The organism is Pseudomonas sp. NPDC087804 (assembly GCF_044742965.1).
Taxonomy (GTDB): Bacteria; Pseudomonadota; Gammaproteobacteria; order Pseudomonadales; family Pseudomonadaceae; genus Aquipseudomonas; species Aquipseudomonas rustica.
The window spans coordinates 1-18,886 of record NZ_JBIUVN010000012.1; the positions used below are offsets into that span (position 1 = coordinate 1).

General features: G+C 58.5%; 19 protein-coding genes. 6 read left to right on the top strand and 13 right to left on the bottom strand.

The window, feature by feature from the left end:
• On the bottom strand, positions 1 to 548 hold a 548-nt coding region (locus ACIOMO_RS16530), incomplete at its 3' end, for a cbb3-type cytochrome c oxidase subunit I (RefSeq protein WP_401242097.1).
• Positions 549 to 643: 95 nt separating this feature from the next.
• On the opposite strand from ACIOMO_RS16530, the gene ACIOMO_RS16535 reads away from it, so the two are divergent.
• Positions 644 to 1,324 carry an alpha/beta family hydrolase gene (locus ACIOMO_RS16535; protein WP_401242099.1) on the top strand — a complete coding sequence of 227 codons (681 nt, stop codon included), beginning with the start codon at positions 644 to 646 and terminating at the stop codon, positions 1,322 to 1,324.
• A 1,154-nt stretch (positions 1,325 to 2,478) separates the two neighbouring features.
• Here ACIOMO_RS16535 and ACIOMO_RS16540 read toward each other — a convergent pair.
• Both ACIOMO_RS16540 and ACIOMO_RS16545 read right to left on the bottom strand, forming a co-directional pair.
• Positions 2,479 to 2,898 carry a type II toxin-antitoxin system YafO family toxin gene (locus ACIOMO_RS16540; protein ID WP_401242101.1) on the bottom strand — a complete coding sequence of 140 codons (420 nt, stop codon included), beginning with the start codon at positions 2,896 to 2,898 and terminating at the stop codon, positions 2,479 to 2,481.
• Between the two features lie 6 nt (positions 2,899 to 2,904).
• A complete protein-coding gene (locus tag ACIOMO_RS16545; RefSeq protein WP_172680093.1) occupies positions 2,905 to 3,051 on the bottom strand; it encodes a hypothetical protein in 147 nt (48 codons plus the stop codon).
• Between the two features lie 624 nt (positions 3,052 to 3,675).
• Here ACIOMO_RS16545 and ACIOMO_RS16550 point away from each other — a divergent pair.
• Entirely contained in the window at positions 3,676 to 4,041 is a 366-nt protein-coding gene (locus ACIOMO_RS16550; RefSeq protein WP_401242104.1) for a DUF6124 family protein, read from the top strand.
• A gap of 149 nt (positions 4,042 to 4,190) precedes the next feature.
• A complete protein-coding gene (locus tag ACIOMO_RS16555) occupies positions 4,191 to 4,547 on the top strand; it encodes a DUF6124 family protein (RefSeq protein WP_401242107.1) in 357 nt (118 codons plus the stop codon).
• A gap of 177 nt (positions 4,548 to 4,724) precedes the next feature.
• Here the strand turns inward: ACIOMO_RS16555 and ACIOMO_RS16560 are convergent, their stop codons facing one another.
• The 3 genes from ACIOMO_RS16560 to inhA form a co-directional block, all read right to left on the bottom strand.
• Positions 4,725 to 6,290 (bottom strand): PAS domain-containing methyl-accepting chemotaxis protein, encoded by a 1,566-nt coding sequence (locus tag ACIOMO_RS16560; RefSeq protein ID WP_053118810.1) that lies wholly within the window; start codon positions 6,288 to 6,290, stop codon positions 4,725 to 4,727.
• A 102-nt stretch (positions 6,291 to 6,392) separates the two neighbouring features.
• The gene (locus ACIOMO_RS16565; protein WP_401242110.1) at positions 6,393 to 7,184 is read right to left on the bottom strand and encodes a lysostaphin resistance A-like protein; all 792 of its coding nucleotides are present in this window, start codon (positions 7,182 to 7,184) and stop codon (positions 6,393 to 6,395) included.
• Positions 7,185 to 7,400: 216 nt separating this feature from the next.
• Positions 7,401 to 8,087, bottom strand: a complete 687-nt coding sequence (gene inhA / locus ACIOMO_RS16570; protein WP_401242113.1) for an isonitrile hydratase — start codon at positions 8,085 to 8,087, stop codon at positions 7,401 to 7,403.
• 89 nt (positions 8,088 to 8,176) lie between these two features.
• Between inhA and ACIOMO_RS16575 the strand changes: the two genes are divergently transcribed.
• Entirely contained in the window at positions 8,177 to 9,160 is a 984-nt protein-coding gene (locus ACIOMO_RS16575) for a GlxA family transcriptional regulator (protein ID WP_401242116.1), read from the top strand.
• Here ACIOMO_RS16575 and ACIOMO_RS16580 read toward each other — a convergent pair.
• The 6 genes from ACIOMO_RS16580 to ACIOMO_RS16605 form a co-directional block, all read right to left on the bottom strand.
• Positions 9,129 to 10,028, bottom strand: coding sequence for an alpha/beta fold hydrolase (locus ACIOMO_RS16580; protein ID WP_159813766.1), 900 nt, complete (start codon positions 10,026 to 10,028; stop codon positions 9,129 to 9,131). The genes ACIOMO_RS16575 and ACIOMO_RS16580 overlap by 32 nt on opposite strands.
• 12 nt (positions 10,029 to 10,040) lie before the next feature.
• A complete protein-coding gene (locus ACIOMO_RS16585; RefSeq protein ID WP_401242120.1) occupies positions 10,041 to 10,673 on the bottom strand; it encodes a BRCT domain-containing protein in 633 nt (210 codons plus the stop codon).
• A gap of 12 nt (positions 10,674 to 10,685) precedes the next feature.
• Positions 10,686 to 11,075, bottom strand: coding sequence for a hypothetical protein (locus ACIOMO_RS16590; protein ID WP_401242123.1), 390 nt, complete (start codon positions 11,073 to 11,075; stop codon positions 10,686 to 10,688).
• A 393-nt stretch (positions 11,076 to 11,468) separates the two neighbouring features.
• Positions 11,469 to 13,295 (bottom strand): glycoside hydrolase family 15 protein, encoded by a 1,827-nt coding sequence (locus tag ACIOMO_RS16595; RefSeq protein ID WP_401242126.1) that lies wholly within the window; start codon positions 13,293 to 13,295, stop codon positions 11,469 to 11,471.
• A complete protein-coding gene (gene fabG, locus ACIOMO_RS16600; RefSeq protein WP_401242129.1) occupies positions 13,288 to 14,088 on the bottom strand; it encodes a 3-oxoacyl-ACP reductase FabG in 801 nt (266 codons plus the stop codon). Before fabG ends, ACIOMO_RS16595 begins: the two co-directional genes overlap by 8 nt.
• A 118-nt stretch (positions 14,089 to 14,206) precedes the next feature.
• On the bottom strand, positions 14,207 to 15,217 hold the full coding sequence (locus tag ACIOMO_RS16605; RefSeq protein ID WP_401242131.1) for a hypothetical protein: 1,011 nt from the start codon (positions 15,215 to 15,217) through the stop codon (positions 14,207 to 14,209).
• Positions 15,218 to 15,460: 243 nt separating this feature from the next.
• Here ACIOMO_RS16605 and ACIOMO_RS16610 point away from each other — a divergent pair, with 243 nt between their 5' ends.
• Positions 15,461 to 16,633, top strand: a complete 1,173-nt coding sequence (locus ACIOMO_RS16610; protein WP_401242133.1) for an MFS transporter — start codon at positions 15,461 to 15,463, stop codon at positions 16,631 to 16,633.
• Between the two features lie 93 nt (positions 16,634 to 16,726).
• On the opposite strand, the gene ACIOMO_RS16615 is transcribed toward ACIOMO_RS16610, so the two are convergent.
• Complete coding sequence (locus tag ACIOMO_RS16615) at positions 16,727 to 17,863, bottom strand: cupin-like domain-containing protein (protein WP_053118834.1); 1,137 nt, start codon at positions 17,861 to 17,863, stop codon at positions 16,727 to 16,729.
• 129 nt (positions 17,864 to 17,992) lie between these two features.
• On the opposite strand from ACIOMO_RS16615, the gene ACIOMO_RS16620 reads away from it, so the two are divergent.
• Positions 17,993 to 18,730, top strand: a complete 738-nt coding sequence (locus tag ACIOMO_RS16620; protein WP_401242136.1) for a thioesterase II family protein — start codon at positions 17,993 to 17,995, stop codon at positions 18,728 to 18,730.
• Positions 18,731 to 18,886: the final 156 nt, after the last annotated feature.

Genomic DNA, 18,886 nt, shown 5'->3' on the forward strand with positions numbered 1-18,886 from the left:
GGCAACTCAAGGTTGTTGACGATGTGCAGAATCGCCACGGTGATGATGAACGCGCCGAAGAACCAGTTGCCCACGTAGATGTGTTTGGTTTTGCGCTGCATGATCGTGCCGAAGAACACGATGGCGTAGGCGACCCAGACAATGGTGATCAGAATGTCGATCGGCCATTCCAGCTCGGCGTATTCCTTGGAGCTGGTGTAACCCAGTGGCAGGCTGATGGCCGCCAGCAGGATCACCAATTGCCAGCCCCAGAAGCAGAACGCGGCGATTTTTGGCGCAAACAATTGGGTCTGGCAGGTGCGTTGCACCGAGTAAAACGAACTGGCGAACAGCGCGCAGCCGCCGAACGCGAAGATCACCGCGTTAGTGTGCAGCGGGCGCAGGCGGCCAAAACTGGTCCAAGGCAAATTGAAGTTGAGTTCGGGCCAGACCAATTGGGCCGCGAGAAAAACCCCGAGCCCCATGCCGACGATGCCCCACACCACCGTCATAATGGCGAATTGGCGGACCACCTTGTAGTTGTAGGCGGTACTGATAGAAGTGTTCATGGTTCCCCATCCACGGTTCAGCCGAAGTGAGCCCGCGCAAAAGACGCGGCGAATCCTTCGTCTGGAGTTATAGGCAGACTAAAAGCGAGGCAAGCATGGACAAACAGCACAAGGCCAGTATTGACGGGGATCAATGGGCGCAGTGCGTGCGTGATCATGGGTGGCTTTGGGATGCTGCTCATGGGGAAGCTGCGGCGACGTTGATCCTGGCTCACGGTGCTGGTGCGCCGATGGACAGCGACTGGATGAACGACATGGCTGGGCGCCTTGCTGCTCTTGGGATTAACGTGTTGCGGTTTGAGTTTCCGTATATGGCGCAGCGGCGCGTTGACGGTGGTAAACGTCCGCCCAATCCGGCGCCGAAGCTGTTGGAGTGGTGGCGTGAGGTGTTTGCTGTAGTGCGACGTCATGTCACTGGGGTTTTGACGATTGGCGGGAAGTCGATGGGGGGGCGGATGGCGAGTCTTTTGGCTGACGAATTGGGCGTGGATGCGTTGGTGTGTCTGGGGTATCCGTTTTATGCGGTGGGGAAGCCGGAGAAGCCTCGGGTTGAGCATTTGGCTTCTTTGCGGACGCGGACGTTGATTGTGCAGGGGGAGCGGGATGCGCTTGGCAATCGTGAAGCCGTGGAGGCGTATGCGTTATCGCCGAGTATCAAGGTGTTTTGGCTGGTGGCCGGGGATCATGATTTGAAACCGCTCAAGGCTTCAGGTTTTACCCATGAACAGCATTTGGCCAGTGCCGCGCAGAAGGTGGCCGAGTTTCTCAAGGGTTAATCGAGATTCCGAACCGGATAAAGATCGGCTCCCTTTCCCCTTCGCCCCCTTGGGGGCGGTCCGACGTTTCGGGAGGGCTGGGGTGAGGGGGATCGATTTCAGCTGCGACGTATTTTTTGAGTACATATCCGTTGCTGCGGTAACGGCCACTTACGGTTTCTCCCTTACGGCGACTCACTTTTTTACAAGCGCCTAAAAAAGTAAGCAAAAAACGCTTGCTCCTACGTCCGGCCCGCTCGCTGGGGCTCGGGGTTCCTTCGCTGCGGGATCCATCCGGGCGCATCGCCTCCGGTTTGCTGCGCTGCACCTCCTCTCGATGTGTTTGGCTGCGCCAAACGGTCGCTGCGCTCCCACCCCCGGATGAATCCCTCCACTCAGCCTTCCGATGTCGCTTGTGGATCAAGATCAAAATCTGCAGCCGAGCTTGCGCTCATCCTGTTGAGTGGGGCGGCTGCGCCGCGAATTCCATGTAGGAGCTGCCGAAGGCTGCGATCTTTTGATTTTGATTTTGTAGGAGCTGAGCTTGCTCGCGAAGGCGGCCTGATAGCCGACCTGTCTCTTGCTGAACGCACCGGATCCCACTGTAGGAGCCAGCCTGCTGGCGATGGCGACCCGCCGAATCTCTATCAGATGTACTCAATCCGTGTGGGCTGGCTTGCCAGCGATAGCGACCTACCAGCCAACCCATCCCTAACCCGTGTAACAAATCCCACTGTGGGAGCGGGCTTGCTCGCGAAAGCGTTCGGGCAAACCACATCAAACTACTAGAGCAATCTCCGTCTCTTTCTGTCTTTAAACGGAATCCTGTGAGTGCGTTTACATTACACAAAACGTTACGCCACAAGCCCTACAACGCCTTGCGCCGTTACCTACGCGTACGCCAGAATCCGCCGGCATACACGACCATGACTCGGGCTATATCGTTTCCCTGCCACTGCCCATCAGTGGTCGGGTTTAGTAGCCCGCATGGTTTTAGTAGGTGCATAAGTCCCATTAGGTCTGGCGTATCAGACTGCACTCAATGGTGGCTGTGCTCAGGGCGCTTTCGAGCGCGCCGGTCTTGCTAATTCCTCCGGTCTACTAACCTGCGCACAGCCGCCACCCTTCTTTTAGTAGAGAACGGTTTTATTCCATCTCACGCCCCAACCTGCAGTTCATCGCTCATCGATGTCCGGAAAGCGGATTCTGCCAACAACCCAGGGCTCAACGATTTCGCAATGTATGGTGCGCAAAAAAGATCCCCACTCGCTCCGGTTATGGGCGTCAGGGCCAGTGATTGTGAGTAGCAGGTACTCATCCCGAAAGGGGTCGTAGGCATAGATCAGCCAGAAATCGTTATCAGGATCACCCACCAATGCTGTGCGGTAGTACTGACGATTGATTGTTGCCCATTGAGTCTGAAGTGTCTGGCTACTTGCAAGGTGAATATGGTGCATATCGCACAGGTCGAGTCGTTCGTCTCTCCCGAAAATGGCGGGTAATTCGTCGCAGATTTTGTAGTTGTAGAAGTGTGCCGCGAAGTTTTTCCAGTTATTGATTTGTTCAAAAAGTGTGGAAATTTTGATGGCTGGCATCCAGGCCTACTTTGTAAAAGGTAGCCTGCCAGTGATCACAAATTTATCGAACACTTTCTGCCCATCTCGCGCGGCTTGCCGAACATCAAGGAATGTCAGTTCATCACGGACATCTTTTTTGTTGGGTTTGTCGGTTTTTCGGGTGGTGGCCATCGGAGCCTCCGAAGGATGTGTATTCATGCTGACCAGCTTATGTGAATTAATTTTGAGCGGCAAACAGTAGAACCCTGCTCAGAGATGGGCAAGTCGGCGGATTCTGATCGAGTTGTAGGACATGGAGCGCAGATGTGTAGGCACTGAAATATCGTCATTTGATGGCTGCGATGGCGCGGGATGCATTTTCAGGTTGAGCGATTTTGTCTAATCGTTTCAGAAAACGGGATGAACATTTTTCGGCATTTCGCGTTGTTAAACATGATTGCTGACAGATGTTTAAATTACACAAACCGTTACGCCACAAGCCCTACAACGCCTTGCGCCGTTACCTACGTGTACGCCAGAATCCGCCGGCATACACGACTATAGGCCGGGTTATATCGTTTCCCTGTCACTGAAAAACAGTGATCGGGTTTGGTAGCCCGTTTTGAGTTGTGGATGTTGCGACACCTCCAATGCGGTCTCTTTTTTGAGCGTCGCTTTGTATGGTGGGCATGCGTGGGGCTCATTCGTGAGCGCCGGGTTTCCCAATTCGACCGGTCTACCAACCCGCGCATGGCCGCCACCCGCCGTTTGGTAGCGAGGGTGATGGCTCTCATTTTTCGAATTGGAGTTTCATCTATGTTCAAAGCCACGCCAAACCCCCCGGGCGTCGAACCAATCCCGTACGACCCAACCCTCGAACCACAAAAGATAAAAGAAGCGACCGACCGCGCCATCAACTTCTATCTCAACCCCGGTTCATTGAAACTCTCAGTTCCTTCCCGCAAGACCAGCAAGATCTTCCTCATCGACCCCGCCGTGGACGAAGAAACATTACTCGTCGAAGCCTGCGAATCGCTAGCAGCCGCCAGTGACATGGCGCGTGAAATCGGCGATGTCGTCGACAACACACAACGCCGAGCCCTGTTGATGCTGCATCAGGTGATCATGCTCAGTGAGCTCATGGTCAATCGAGTCCTGGATGGCCGTCGCTTGCCGCACTAGCGATCCCGCCACGATCCCTTGTAGGAGCTGCCGCAGGCTGCGATCTTTTGATCTGCTTTTTAACAATCAAAAGCCGATCACAAGATCGCGGCCTGCGGCAGCGCCTACACGGTGCCATTTTTTCGCAGTGCTTCGAGGAGTTTCAGCTTATGTCCGAAACCACAAAACCGCTGGTCACAGATCCGGCTTCACCGTACGAATCATTCGCTTCAAAGAAGCTCCACGCCGCCGCCGAACGCGCCCTCGACCATTACCTCGCACCCGCGCAGATCATGGCCACGCCTTATAGTCCCAGCAGCATGTTCATGGTCAATCCGCAAACCGACACTGAATCCTTATTGGCGAATGCCTGTGAGTCATTGGCCTCGGCCACGGTCATGCTCGGTGACTTCGCCGGGATGTTGGAAGGCCCCAGCCGCAATACGCTGTTGGGCATTGCGCAGGTTGTGATGCTGGGGGAGTTGGCGGTCAATCAGGCACTGGATAACGTGGTGCCCAAGGAATAGGCACCAACAGTTCAGGCCTGATCGCGAGCAGGCCTGCCAGTTTCATTGATTTCACTTAGGCAACATAAAGCCCGGAAAGCTTTCGCCGTACGGGCTTTGAAGATCAAAAGATCGCAGCCTTCGGCAGCTCCTACGGGGATCGATGTAGGAGCTGCCGAAGGCTGCGATCTTTTGCTTTTAGCGGTTAAACCGCTCCACCAACGAGTACTGCGTATTCGCCGTCTTCGTCAGCTCTTCACTCAGCAACGCCGAGTTGTGCGCCTGCTCCGACGTCTGATCCGCCAGTTCCGAAATGTTGCTGATGTTGCGGCTGATCTCTTCCGCCACCGCACTTTGCTCTTCCGTCGCCGCTGCAATCTGCGTGGTCATGTCGGTGATGTTGGCCACCGCTTCACTGATCCCGACCAACGCCTGATCCGCCTCCAGTACCCGCGCCACACCTTCTTCGGCCTGGCGATGCCCGGCTTCCATGGTTTGCACGGCGCTGGACGCGGTCTGCTGCAACTTGGCGATCAGGGCGTGAATCTGCCCGGTCGATTCGCTGGTACGTTGCGCCAACTGGCGAACTTCGTCAGCCACCACGGCAAAACCACGGCCCATCTCACCAGCACGTGCGGCTTCAATCGCGGCGTTGAGCGCCAGCAGGTTGGTCTGATCGGCGATGCCTTTGATCACATCAACCACGCCGCCGATTTCGTCGCTGTCCTTGGCCAGTTGGGTGACGGTCAGGCCGGTTTCGCCGACAACTACCGACAAGCGCTGAATGGCTTCGCGGGTTTCCCCGGCGATGTCACGACCGCGACCGGTCAGGCGATTGGCTTCCTGCGTCGCGTCAGCCGTGCGCTGCACGTGGCTGGCGACTTCTTGCGTGGTCGCGGCCATCTGGTTGACGGCGGTGGCGACCTGTTCGGTTTCCACGCGTTGACGTTCCAGACCGCTGGAGCTGTTGTGCGCGAGGACGTCAGACTGTTTGGCCTGATCGGTCAGGTGTTCGGCGGTGTCCTGCAAGCGGGTCAGGCAGGTTTTCAGGCGTGCTTCCTGGCTGAGGATCGACATTTCCAGACGCGCCTGCGCGCCACGGCTGTCGGTGTACATCTGTGCGATCAGCGGGTCGGAGGTGGTCTGCTCGGCCAGACGCAGCAGGCGCTTGAGCCCACGCTGCTGCCATTGCAGACCCATCAGGCCCAGCGGCACCGACAAACCGGCGGCGAGGGCGAAGCCCCAGTGCGAGTTGAGGGTCGCGCCGATCACGAAGCTCAGTTGGCTGACCAGAATGAACGGCAACCAGTCTTGCAGCACCGGTAGCCATTTATCGCTGGACGGGATCGCCGACTTGCCTTGGTTGATGCGTTGATAGAGTGCTTCGGCGCGGCGGATCTGTTCGGCGGTGGGTTTGATCCGCACCGACTCGTAACCGACCACCTGATTGCCGTCGAACACCGGTGTTACGTAGGCGTTAACCCAGTAATGGTCACCGGTCTTGCAGCGATTCTTGACAATGCCCATCCATGGCAAGCCTTGTTTCAGTGTGCCCCACATATGCGAAAACACCGCGGCCGGGACGTCGGGGTGACGGACCAGGTTGTGCGGCGCACGGATCAGTTCTTCACGCGAAAACCCGCTGATTTCAACGAACGCGTCGTTGCAGTAGGTGATCACGCCCTTGGCGTCGGTTGTGGAAATCAACCGCTGCTGAGCCGGGAACGTCCGTTCGCGTTGTGTAATGGGCTGGTTATTACGCATGGTTTTTCAATCCGCAAGGCTTTGAAAGGTTGTCGGCGGTCGCGGCGTTTTATTGAAATTATTTTTCAGATTCAAGAATGGCGTCGCAAAACGGCCATTGCTTCAACCGGCGAGCATCGGATAGGTGAACAGCGCGAAGTGCAGCAGATTCAGGCCGAAATGCGTAGCGATCGCCGCGCCCAGTCCGCCGAAACGGTAGGCCAGGCCATAACCGACACCGGCCAGACTCGCGAGCAACACCCACTGCCAACCGGCACCCAGATGCACCAGGCCGAAAATCAGTGAGGCGAGCAGTAGGGCGAGGTTTTCGCCGTAAGGCAGGTTTTTCAAACGACGGCTGAGACCGCCCTGTATATAGCCGCGAAACAGCGCTTCCTCGACCAGCGTCACCAGCAGCAGATTGTTCAGCACCCATAGCCAGGCCTGATCGGGCCACTTCGGCGCCCACGCGATCACACCGAGCAATACCGCGCCGCCGAGGGCGAGGATCACGCTCAAGGTCAGGGCGACGACGGTGGCGTAGACCGTCAGTCGCAACGAGCGTCGCGCGACAATCCACGGGCAGACCAGCAATAGCCAGAAGCCAATCAGCGGTTTGTCGAGATTGAGGTACATCGCGAATGGCACGGCATCATCGGTGAAACGTTGCGGATCGATAACCCGAGCGCTGGAGAAGCCCGGCAACCAGTGCAGCGCCAACGCTAACGCCAGCACGATGAACAGACCGTGACCGAGAAACCGCCCGACCGGCACCTGTTGCTGGCGCACGGCAAAGCCCGCGAACATCAGTAGCCCAAGCGAGATCAACGCCAGCCAGCCGAGTTGGCCGTGGCTCAACGCCAAACCGTAGCCGAGGCTGAGAAGGGCCAGATAGAGCCATGGCAAAGCCTTCATCGAAAGTCCCTGTGCACATTTTGTGGAAGGGCTTTCTACACGGGCGAGGGCGTGGGGACAAGTGAAGGCTGCGAGAACATGTTGGCCATACACACATCAGAACTGTGGGAGCGGGCTTGCTCGCGAATGCTGAGTATCAGTCGACATCTTTGTGATCTGACACACCGCTTTCGCGAGCAAGCCCGCTCCCACAGGGGATTTGTATTCCATCAGGAATTAACGCAAGTTGAGTTTCGCCGCCGCACGTTCGGTAATTTCCGTGCGTAACTTCAACGAAGGCGCTGCGCGCAGGCGGGCCTCATCGACGACAGCCCTCGGCGCCGTCTCCGGGCTGCCCGAGTCAAACGGCGGCGCCGGCGCATATTCCAGCTGCAACTGCACCAGTTGCGCGGTATCCGCACCCACCAACTCTTCAGCCAGCACCAAGGCAAAATCAATCCCCGCCGTAATCCCGCCACCGGTAAACAGGTTGCCGTCACGCACCACGCGATCCTTCACCGCAAGCGCCCCCAGCGTCGGCAGCAGATCGTGATACGCCCAGTGCGTGGTCGCGCGTTTACCCTTCAACAATCCCGCCGCCCCCAGCACCAGCGAACCGGTGCACACCGACGTGACGTATTTCGCCTGAGCAGCCTGACGCTTGATGAACTCCAGCGTCGCTTCATCCTCCATCAACACGCCGACACCGCCACCCCCCGGCACACAAATCACATCCAGATCCGGGCAATCTTCAAATGTCGTGGTCGGTTTGAGGAGCAAACCGGTGCTGGCGGTGACTGGCATCAGATCCTTCCAGATCAGATGCACCTGCACGTCCGGCAGCGAGGCGAGCACGTCATAAGGCCCGGTCAGGTCGAGTTGCTGAACCTGCGGAAACAACAGAAAACCGATCTGCAGCGTCATCATTCTTGCTCCATGAAAAGGGGTGGACGGCTTCACTGTAGGCGCGTAGGTTCTGGCGCATACGCCAATAACCCCACGAATTACGCCAAATGCCCAAAACCATCCACGTACTTGCGTTTGCCAACATGCAGATCCTCGACGTCACCGGGCCGCTGCAAGTGTTCGCCTCGGCCAACGACATCGCCCGCCAGCGCGGCTTGCCGATCCCCTATGCGCCAACGGTGATCGCCAGCGGCGGCGGGGCGGTGATGTCGTCGGCGGGGCTGGCGGTATTGGCCGGACCGTTGCCGCAAGAGGCGAGTGACACGTTGATCATCGCCGGCGGTTGGGGCATTTATCCTGCGGCCGAAGACGTGCCGCTGGTAGATTGGGTGCGCGAGCATGCGGCGAAATGCCGGCGGGTTGCCTCGGTATGTACCGGCGCGTTTCTGCTGGCGGCCAGTGGCTGGCTTGATGGTCGCCGCGTGGTTACGCACTGGACTCGTTGTGAACAATTGGCCCAGCAACATCCGAAACTGCAAGTCGAGGCCAATCCGATCTTCATCAACGACGGCCCCGTTTGGACGTCCGCCGGTGTCACCGCCGGCATCGACCTGGCACTGGCGATGGTCGAAGAAGATCTCGGCAGCGACATCGCGCTGGACGTCGCCCGGCATCTGGTGGTGTTCCTCAAACGCCCCGGCGGTCAGTCGCAATTCAGCGTGACCTTGTCGCTGCAAAATCAGGGCAATCGTTTTGATGAACTGCACGCCTGGATCGCGGAAAACCTCACCTGCGACCTCGGCATCCCGACCCTCGCCGAACAAGCCGGGATGAGCGAACGTAGCTTCGTCCGCCACTACCGCGCCGACACCGGCCAGACCCCGGCGCGGGCGATCGAATTGATCCGCGTTGAAACCGCTCGGCGATTGCTCGGCGACACTGGATTACCGGTCAAACGCATCGCCGCCAATTGCGGGTTTGGCAGTGAAGAGACATTGCGCCGCAGTTTCCTGCGCGCCATCGGCGTGACGCCGCAGGCCTATCGCGAGCGGTTTTCAGTCAGTGCTGCAACAGATCCAGTAATGCCTTGAGGGTTTGTTCGGGGGCTTCTTCGGGAATGTTATGCCCGACACCGGACAACACGCGCCGCTCATAAAAACCAGTGAAATGCTCCGCGTCTTCATCCTCTTGTGGTGCAGGGCCGACACCGTCGTCGGCACCGCACAAAGAAATGCTCGGCACGCTAATGGCCGGTTGTCGAGTCAGCAAATCTTCCATCGACTCAAGCGCCGAATCTCCCGCGACATACATAAAGCGATGGCGATAGGAGTGGATCACCACGTCAACGAAATCAGGGTTGTCGAAGGTTGGCGCACTTAGGGGATAACGCTCGGCGCTGCGCGACCAGGTCGGTGACCACAGCTTCCAGAGCAATTCACAAAACTCCCGACGATTTTGCTTCAGGCCCTCAACGCCACGTGGCGTGTGGAAGTAATACTGATACCAGAGCCGATGTTCGGTCTCGGGATCCAGCGGTCGAATCGAGTTCGGGATGTCCTGCAGGTTGTAGCCATCACCGGTCACCAGGCCGCGCACCCGTTCCGGAAATAACGCCGCGACGATGCATGCCGCGCGACCACCCCAGTCATAACCGCAGAGCGTGGCTTGTTCGATGGAGAGTGCATCCATCAAATCCAGCAAATCCTGAGCGAGTGCGGCTTGCTGGCCTGAGCGCAGTGTTTTTGCATCGTTGAAGCGAGTCGGCCCGTAACCGCGCAGGTACGGAACGATGACTCGGTAACCCTGAGCGGCGAGGAGCGGCGCGATCTCGTCGTAAGCGCGAGGGGAATAGGGGAAGCCGTGAAGCAGGATCACCGGTACACCGGTTTCCGGGCCATGCACCTCATAGGCAATGGTCAGGCTGGCGGTTTTGCAGAACAGAATCGCTTTTCCACTCATACCGGGCTCCTGTTATCCGAACAGCACCTTCTGCCAATGATCTTCACTGATGATGGCGATCGGCACGCCGCTGTCTCTTAGCTCAACGGCTTTTTTGATCTTCGTACCATAGCTGCTGTGCAGCCACTGTTCATTGCCGATGCTGCCGATCACCAGATAGTGGATTTTCTTGCTGACACCTGCACCAATCAGTCCGCCGCGTTCTACGATCAACGATTCACACGCTTTGCGCGGCCCGTAAGCCATAACACCGGTAAACAGAAAAACGCGATCGGCACAGTCCAGCGACGGGGCTGGATTATCGAGCGGCAGGTTGTTGGGCATGCTGAAGGTTGGTGCTGCGCCCACTGGCAGACCGGCGAATTGGTGAAGTATCTCCAGCAATTCCACAGACTCGTCGGCATCCAGCACGCCATCGCTAAGCATGCCTTCAAGACGCCTGTAGAGAATATTGACTACCGGATCTTCCAGGTGCACCCAGTGCGTTTCGATCCAGGTTTTTAGAAACTCGGCTTCCTGCTGGTTAATCTTGCCGTCGGCGGCAAGCCCTGCTGCAATACCTGCAAGCGCATCCGCCGAACGTCTGTCGATCCGCGCTTCGTGAAAGAAACGGCTGTTTTGAAATTCCTGATGTAAATCGACCATCGATGCTTCTCTTTAAGCCTCAGTTTCCGCCACCTGATTGAAATACTTCGTCCGATCCGGCGTAAACGTCACCACCATTTTCGTCCGCGAGCACGTCAGTGCGCGTTCCTCACCCAGATCAATATCCAGATCCTCCCCACGCAAGCCTTGCCACTGTGCGAGGTATTTCAGTGAGCCGAATTTTTCGAGTTTTTTCAGGCTGCGGCTGACGCCTCCTTTCCAGCCGAGTACCGGCAGTTCGTTGGCGAGGCATTTGTCGGCGAGGTCGGGGAAGCGGGTGGCGCGCTGGCGGCCGATTTCCCAGCATTTGATCAGGCCTTTGTCGGCGTCTTCCCAGAGTTGGGTGCGGGTCAGGCCGCTGCGCAGCGGCGAGGTGATGGGGCGCTGGACGTGTTGGGTCATTCCGGTTCCTTGAAATTCGGGTTTTGTTGGACAGCTCCGCTGTGCCCGTTGGGTTTGATGGTAGGGGGGGATGTAACGGCTGGCAACAGGGTATTTCAGGGTGTGAGTGCGGTGTGTGGGGGAGGGATGACGCGGCGGATGTTGAGCTCCTGTAGTCCATAGCCATGCGAATTTGTGGCGAGGGGATTTATCCCCGATGGGCTGCGCAGCAGCCCCAAAGTCAGACGACTCGGTACTTCTGGGGGAAGGAGTTGGAGGTTTTTGGGGCTGCTTTGCAGCCCATCGGGGATAAATACCCTCGCCACAGGGGATTGGGACTGCCTGATTAAATGTAGGTGAATGGCCTAAAAATTCGGGTGCTCGTGGGGTATTTCCTACAGCCCCCGTCGAACATCACGGCTGCCACTCACTCTTTTCCCCATTCAATTTGCGATCCAGAAAACTTGCCGCACTGATCAACGCCAGATGCGTCAGCGCTTGCGGCGTGTTGCCCAGATGCCGCCCATGGCTGTCGAACTCTTCGGCGTACAGCCCCAACGGATTGGCGTATCTCAGCAATTGTTCAAATTCCAGATGCGCCTTTTCCACCTGCCCGGCGCGGGCGAGGCATTCGACGTACCAGAATGAGCATGCGGCGAACGCGCCTTCGGTGCCGGACAGTCCATCAATATTGGCGTCATCGTTGCGATAGCGATAAACCATGCCGTCGCGCACCAGATGTTTTTCAATCGCTTCAAGGGTCGACAACCAGCGCGGATCCTTGGCACTGACGAAACGCACCAGCGGCATCAACAGCATCGAGCCGTCGAGCGCGGTGCCGCCCTTGTATTGGACAAAATGACCGCGCTCTTCGTCCCAGAAGTTGTCCCAGATGTCGGCGTAAATCGCCTGCCGGGTCTGATCCCATTGCGCGAACGGTGCCGGCAGCGAGCGTTTCGAGGCGAGACGAATTGCCCGATCCAGCGCCACCCAGCACATCAATCGTGAATGCAGAAAATGGTGCTGTTCGCCGCGCATTTCCCAGATGCCGACATCGGTGGTCTGCCAGGTTTCGCAGACCTGATCGACCACTTCGCGCACATGCTTCCAGCCTTCGTGGGAAATCGCGTCACCGTACTTGTTAACCAGATACACCGCGTCCATCAGCTCGCCAAAGATGTCGAGCTGGATCTGATCGTAAGCGCCATTGCCGATACGCACCGGTTTTGCGCCGCCGTGCCCGGACAGATGATCCAGTTCGGTTTCCGGCAACTCCTGCTGACCGTCGATGGCATACAAAATGTTGAGTTTCATCGGTTGCCCGTGGCAATCGCTGACCCGTCCGCGCAGCCAGCCCATGTAGGCGTTGGCTTCGCCGACAAAGCCCAGACGCATGAACGCGTAGACCGTAAACGAAGCATCGCGGATCCACGTGTAGCGGTAGTCCCAATTGCGCTCGCCGCCCGGTGTTTCCGGCAGGCCGAAGGTCGCAGCAGCGAGGATGGCGCCGTGTTTGCGCGAGGTCAGCAGCTTGAGCGCGAGGGCCGAGCGGTTGACTATTTCTCGCCAGCGCCCGCGATAGATCGACTGGCCAAGCCAGTCGCGCCAGAACTTCAGCGTGCGCTCCATGCACAATTGCGCGGCGCCTTCCTCGAAGCGTGGATCGTCTTCGCCACCGAGCAGGAATGCGGCGGTTTGATCTTGCTTCAAGGTGAAGGAAGCGACCGCTGCATTGGCGTCTATCTGCAGCGCTTGATCCGAAGCCAGGCGCAGTGACGGCTGACCTTCAGCGCTGAAAATCACCGTTTGCTCATCCATCCGCGCACGCGTGTCGGCCCGCGCGTAATCGTGGCGCACCGCACAGCGCACGTGAAAAGTCGCCTCGCCGCTGACCACACGAACCCGACGGATAAGCACCGGCAAATCATCCTCGCTGTCGCCCACCGGCAGCAGATCGGTGACTTCCACCACCGCACGTTCGCTCAGCCAGCGGGTTTGCAAAACATTGGTGTCGGGCAGGTAAATCTGTTCGCGACGCGCATCGGGCAAGTCCGGCGAGATCTGGAAGATCCCTGCCTCGGGCGTGTCCAGCAAAGAACAGAAAATCGATGGACTGTCGAACTCCGGCCAGCAGAAAAAATCCACGCTGCCGCGATCGTTGACCAGCGCCGCACTGCGCATGTCGCCGATGATGCCGTGGGCGTCGATGGGGCTTTGTCGTTCCAGGTGATGCTCAGCCATTGCCGCGAAACTCCAGATAGAGGCTCATGCCGCCGTCGATAAACAGGGTGGTGCCAACGATGTAATCGGAGGCGTCGGACGCGAGGAAAACCACCGCGTTGGCGACATCTTCGACATCACCGATACGGCCGTAAGGAATCAGTTTAAGCAGCTCTTGTTCAGCATCGCCGGTCGTTGCCGCCGCATTGATCGGCGTGCGAATCGCCCCCGGCGCGATGCCGTTGATGCGAATGCGTTGATGGCTGACTTCCTGCGCGAGGGTTTGCATCAACTGATCGACGCCACCCTTGGACGCCGCGTAATTGACGTGGCCGGCCCAAGGAATGCGTTGGTGCACCGAACTCATGTGGATGATCTTGCCGGCGGCGCGGGAGACGCCTTCGCGGACGCCCTGACGATTGAAAATCCGCAGCGCGGCGCGGGCGCAGAGGAACTGCCCGGTGAGGTTGACGCTGATCACCGCGTTCCAGTCGTCCAGCGACATATCCACCGCCGGCGCGTCTTTCTGCATCCCGGAATTGGCGATCAAAATGTCCAGCGAGCCGAAGGCATCGAGGGTCTCGCTGAACAGTCGTTCGACGTCGGCTTCCTTCGAGACATCGGCACCGATGGCCAGCGCCTGACCGCCGTCGGCGATGATCTGCCGGGCCAGTGCTTCAGCGGGCTCTGATTGACGGTTGTAATTAATGACCACCGCAGCACCGGCAGCGGCGAGGGCTTTGGCGGCAGCGTGGCCGATGCCGGAACTGGCGCCGGTGATCAGGGCTACTTGTCCGGTGAGGGAGATGTGCATGCGATGGCGCGCCTTGAGTGAGGGCCTATTTAGCTGACTGGTCTGGGGCGTTGAGAGTTCAGAGGCGAGATCAAAAGATCGCAGCGTGCCGCAGCTCCTACAGGACTTTTGACCTTCCTCACGCCTGAATACGATACCGCGCGCTGTGTTTATGCCATTCCTGGTTGCCCGCAATCCACGTGGTCAAACCTGTCAGGTAACGCCGCACTAAAGGGTCGGCTCCTTTCAGTAGCCGTTGTTCCAGCGCCACGTATTCGCGCATGACCGCATCATGAATATCCGCAGTTTTGTCGATGGCTTCCTGCAGCGAGCAGTCATGTTTGGCCGCCAGCAAGTAGGGCAGTTTGAAATCGCCCGTTTCGTTGAGGTGCTCTTTGTAAGCGGAATACAAGTCGTTGAGCAGCGTGGTGGCGAGGGACGCCAGTGCGCAAACGCGTTGCATCTCTGGTTTGGCGTAGACATTGGCCGGCACCTCATAGCCGCCGATGGGATCGATCAGCACCTGACAAGGCCAGAAGCTGTTGACCTGCCGGCTGGCCAGATACTCGGCGATGGTTGGCTTTGTGCCGTAGAGACGCCACGGCCCCTCGGCCGCCATGGCGACGAACATGGCGATGGTGATTTGTCGCACGCGGGCGACCTGCGAGGGTGTGGAGAAATGGGCGACCCGCTTCATGTACGCGAGCAATCCTCTCAACACGGGATCGTTCCTTTGCTGTTGCAGGAGTTCTTTTTTGTAGGGGGGAGGCAAGTAGACCGGGTCTATTCCGGTGACGGCAAATGACAACTTCTCGGCGACTTTTTCGGGGCAGCCACCCAACGATTGATCGTCGCAATAATGATCGTCCACCGCGAACAACGCCGCGAAACATTGCGCTGCCAGTAGCAATCTGTCGGGATCATCGGTGTCTGCATGACACAACATTGCGTAGCGCCCAAAGTCGCTCGCGCAAATTTTTTCCTGTTTGCCGGCAAAGATACCTATGCGCTTTATCCATGCCATCAGACGCTTGTTGACGTCCCGGCCCAGCGCTTCATCAATGCGTGTCGGGGGCGGGCAAACAAGTGTGCGGACAACAAAGGGCGGTACGGCGGCGCGCGATAGAGCTGTGTTCGTGGACTGATTCATGGCGAACTCCTTCGGCGGTGAAAGCGATCAGTCGTTGTCATTGAGCAGCGTTTATAAAAGCGCTTTTTGCCCGAGAAGCGCACCTGTCAGACCTGACAGGTGCGCACGATTTTGCGACGAATGGTCGAGGTGCCAACGGCGCTCGGGATGAGCTGCAAAGCCTTCACATTCCACCAACAATTCCCTGCTTCCACGCCACCCGGCCCTATGGCAACTTGGCGGCCCTTGATGAGGCTGCAGTCCATGGCAAACCCCTACCGCGAATTGTTCAACGCCCCCGGCGCACGAAATTTTGTCTTGGCCGGGATGATCGCGCGCATGCCGATTTCCATGACGGGCATCGGCGTGATCACCATGCTTTCGCAGTTGAAGGGTGGTTATGCGCTGGCCGGTGGCGTGGCGGCGACGTTTGCCTTGGCCACGGCGTTTTGCGCGCCGCAGGTGTCGCGGCTGGTCGACCGTTTTGGTCAGCGGCGGATTCTGCCAGTGTCGGCGTTGATCGGTGGCGGGGCTCTTTTGTTGTTGTTGCTGTGCACGCGGTTGCAGGCGCCGGTCTGGACGCTGTTTGTGTTTGCCGCGCTGGCCGGTTGCATGCCGAGCATGTCGGCGATGGTGCGGGCGCGCTGGACCGAAATCTATCGCGGTCAGCCGCAATTGCAGACGGCGTACGCGCTGGAGTCGGTGCTGGATGAGGTGTGTTTTATCGTCGGTCCGCCGCTTTCAGTTGGTCTGTGCGTCGCGGTCTTCCCCGAGGCCGGGCCTTTGGCCGCGTTGTTGGCGCTGGCGATTGGTGTCACGGCGTTCGTCGCCCAGCGCAGCACTGAACCGGCGGTGCATCCGCGTGAGTTGCAGCATCAGGGTTCGATCATTCGCTCGACCGACATTCAATTGTTGCTGGCGCTGATGATCGCCATGGGCATCATCGTCGGCGTGGTCGATGTGGTCAGCGTCGCGTTTGCCCAGCAGCAGGGGCAGCCGGCGGCGGCGAGCATTGTCTTGTCGGTTTACGCGATTGGCTCGTGCATGGCCGGCATCGCGTTTGGTGCGATGCGCTCGAAACTGCCGCTGCCACGCTTGTTTTTGTACGGCGGCGTGGCGACGGCGGTGACGACATTGCCACTGTTGTTGGCGAGCAATATCGCCGGGCTGGCCATGGCGGTGTTTGTTGCTGGTTTGTTTTTCGCGCCGACATTGATTGTGGCGATGGCCCTGGTTGAGCGCATCGTGCCGCCGGCCAAGTTGACCGAAGGCCTGACGTGGCTGGTGACCGGTTTGAGTATCGGCGTGGCGATTGGTGCGGCGGGTTCTGGCGCACTGGTCGATGCGTTTGGCGCGCGCAGCGGTTTCTGGCTGGCGATTGTCGCGGGCGCAGTGGTGCTTGGCTCAGCCGTGCAAAGTTACCGCCATCTCAAGTAGGAGCTGCGGCACGCTGCGATCTTTTGATCTTTAAAGTCAAAAGATCGCAGCCTCGTTTTACTCGACAGCTCCTACAAAAGGGATCGAGTTGGGTTACCACCCCCGCCCCGAATTCACCCAGAAATTCACCGACAACGACGTCGACACCGATTCCACCTGATGGAACCAGCCCTCCGGCAAAAACAGCAAATCCCCAGCCTCCAGCGTCACCCGCAAAAACGTCACGTCGCGCGCCTTGGGGAAGCGCTGATAGTCCGGCGCATCCGGGTTGAAATCGCAGCCATCCAGTCCACCCTCCGGTGCTGTCGACCACGTGCCCAGGGCTTCTCGGTGATGCGGCGCGGCGAGGGTGAAGGTCTTCTGCCCCCAGACCTGCGCGAACAAATTATCGGTGTCGTCGCGGTGCAGCGGCGTCAGTGTGCCCTTGGGCCCGATCCAGATTCGCGGCGGAATAAACAGCGACGTATCGAAGTAGGCCGGGTACTTGATCTGCTGCATCAACGCCGCCGGCAAGATGTTGTTGCCCATGTAGGCGGGCGGCTCACCGTCCGTACCTTTGACCGCCGGACTGTCCAGCGAAGCGATGAAATCGGCCATCGACGTCGAACGAAAATCCCGTTCGGTGGAGAAGGTTTTCTTCACGTAATCGCCATGGCGGGTGATGCCTTGCAGCTCGGCGAAATGCACCAGCGATTCTTCGCGGCTGAGTTTGAACAGCGGCCAGTCGTGCAATGCGTTGCTGATCACCACGGGAATACCGTGGGGCAAATAACGGCTTTTGAACTCAGTCACCGATAGCTCCTCGCGGGCACGCCGTTCGACGTTGACCTGGGTCGGCAGGCTGGCGGTGAGCTTTTCGCTGAAGCGCGGCGGTGTCGGGTAGCGCTTGTTCATGTCGACTTTTTCAGCGACCGCACCGCCACCGTTTCGAGCATGGTCGATGATCTGCGGCAGCATCGTCGCCAGCCCCATGTTGCCGCCAATCTTCAGGCGACCGCTGGCGAACAGTTCCTCGACGTTGGCCATGCCGGCCATGATCCCGAGGAAATCCTGTTCCGCGACTTCAATGGTCACGTCCGGGCTCGCATGGCGCCCGGCCTCGGTGCGGCTGCTGGCCTTGACCTCAGACCAATAAGCCAACTGCGGGCTAAAAACGAATTGGAAAACACCTTCAATACCGACGGCGCCGGCATTGGCGAACAGTTTGCTCAGGATGCTCTGCAGATCCACGGTGAATCCTCGTTATTGGTTTTATCTGAACGGTTAACGAGCACCTGTGTGGGCGATTTAGCCGGCGTCGACTAATTTGCCCGGGCACTGAACCGTTTCTCTCTACAGACGAATTTTTTTGAGGGAAGAGTGGTGACCCAGCTGACTTTGCTGTGCCTGCCGTATTCCGGTGCCAGTGCGATGGTCTATAGCCGCTGGCGACCGAAGTTGCCGCAATGGCTGCAGCTCAAACCGGTGGAGCTGCCGGGGCGTGGTGCGCGCTTTGACGAGCCGCTGCAGACCGACATGCGCGCCTTGGCGATGCAATTGGCCAGGGAGTTACAGCCAACATTGAAGACACCTTATGCGTTGTTCGGTCATAGCCTCGGTGCGTTGCTGGCCTGCGAAATGGCCCATGCGCTGCGTGCCCTGGGTTGCCCTGAGCCGGTGGCGTTGTTCGCGTCCGGCACGGCGGCGCCGACTCAGCGCGCCGACTACGATCGCGGATTTGCCATCGCCAAGACCGACGCCGAACTGATCGAGCAACTGCGCACGCTCAATGGCACCAGTGAAGAAGTGCTGGCCAATGACGAGTTGATGAGCCTGACCCTGCCGATCCTGCGCGCCGACTTCCTGCTGTGCGGCAAATTCGAGCCGCAGCAACGCCCGCTGCTCAACTGCCCGGTGCATGTGCTCGGCGGCAAGGCTGACCGCGCCACCACCGAGCAACTGATCGGCTGGAGCAAGGAAACCTCGGGCAGTTTCTCCGTAGACATGCTCGCCGGCGGGCACTTTTTCATCCATGAGCACGAAGCCAAAGTGCTCAAAATGATCAAAGACCAGCTCGACATACACTATCGCCGCCACGCCATCGCCGCTACAGCCTGACCCCATTCCTGTAGGAGCTGCGGCACGCTGCGATCTTTTGATTTTAAAGATCAAGATCAAAAGATCGCAGCGTGCCGCAGCTCCTACAGGAGCGGTCTGAAATCCCGCTGTACCTCCCGCCTGATAGTTGTTCTCAATCGCTAATTTTTCCGGTCT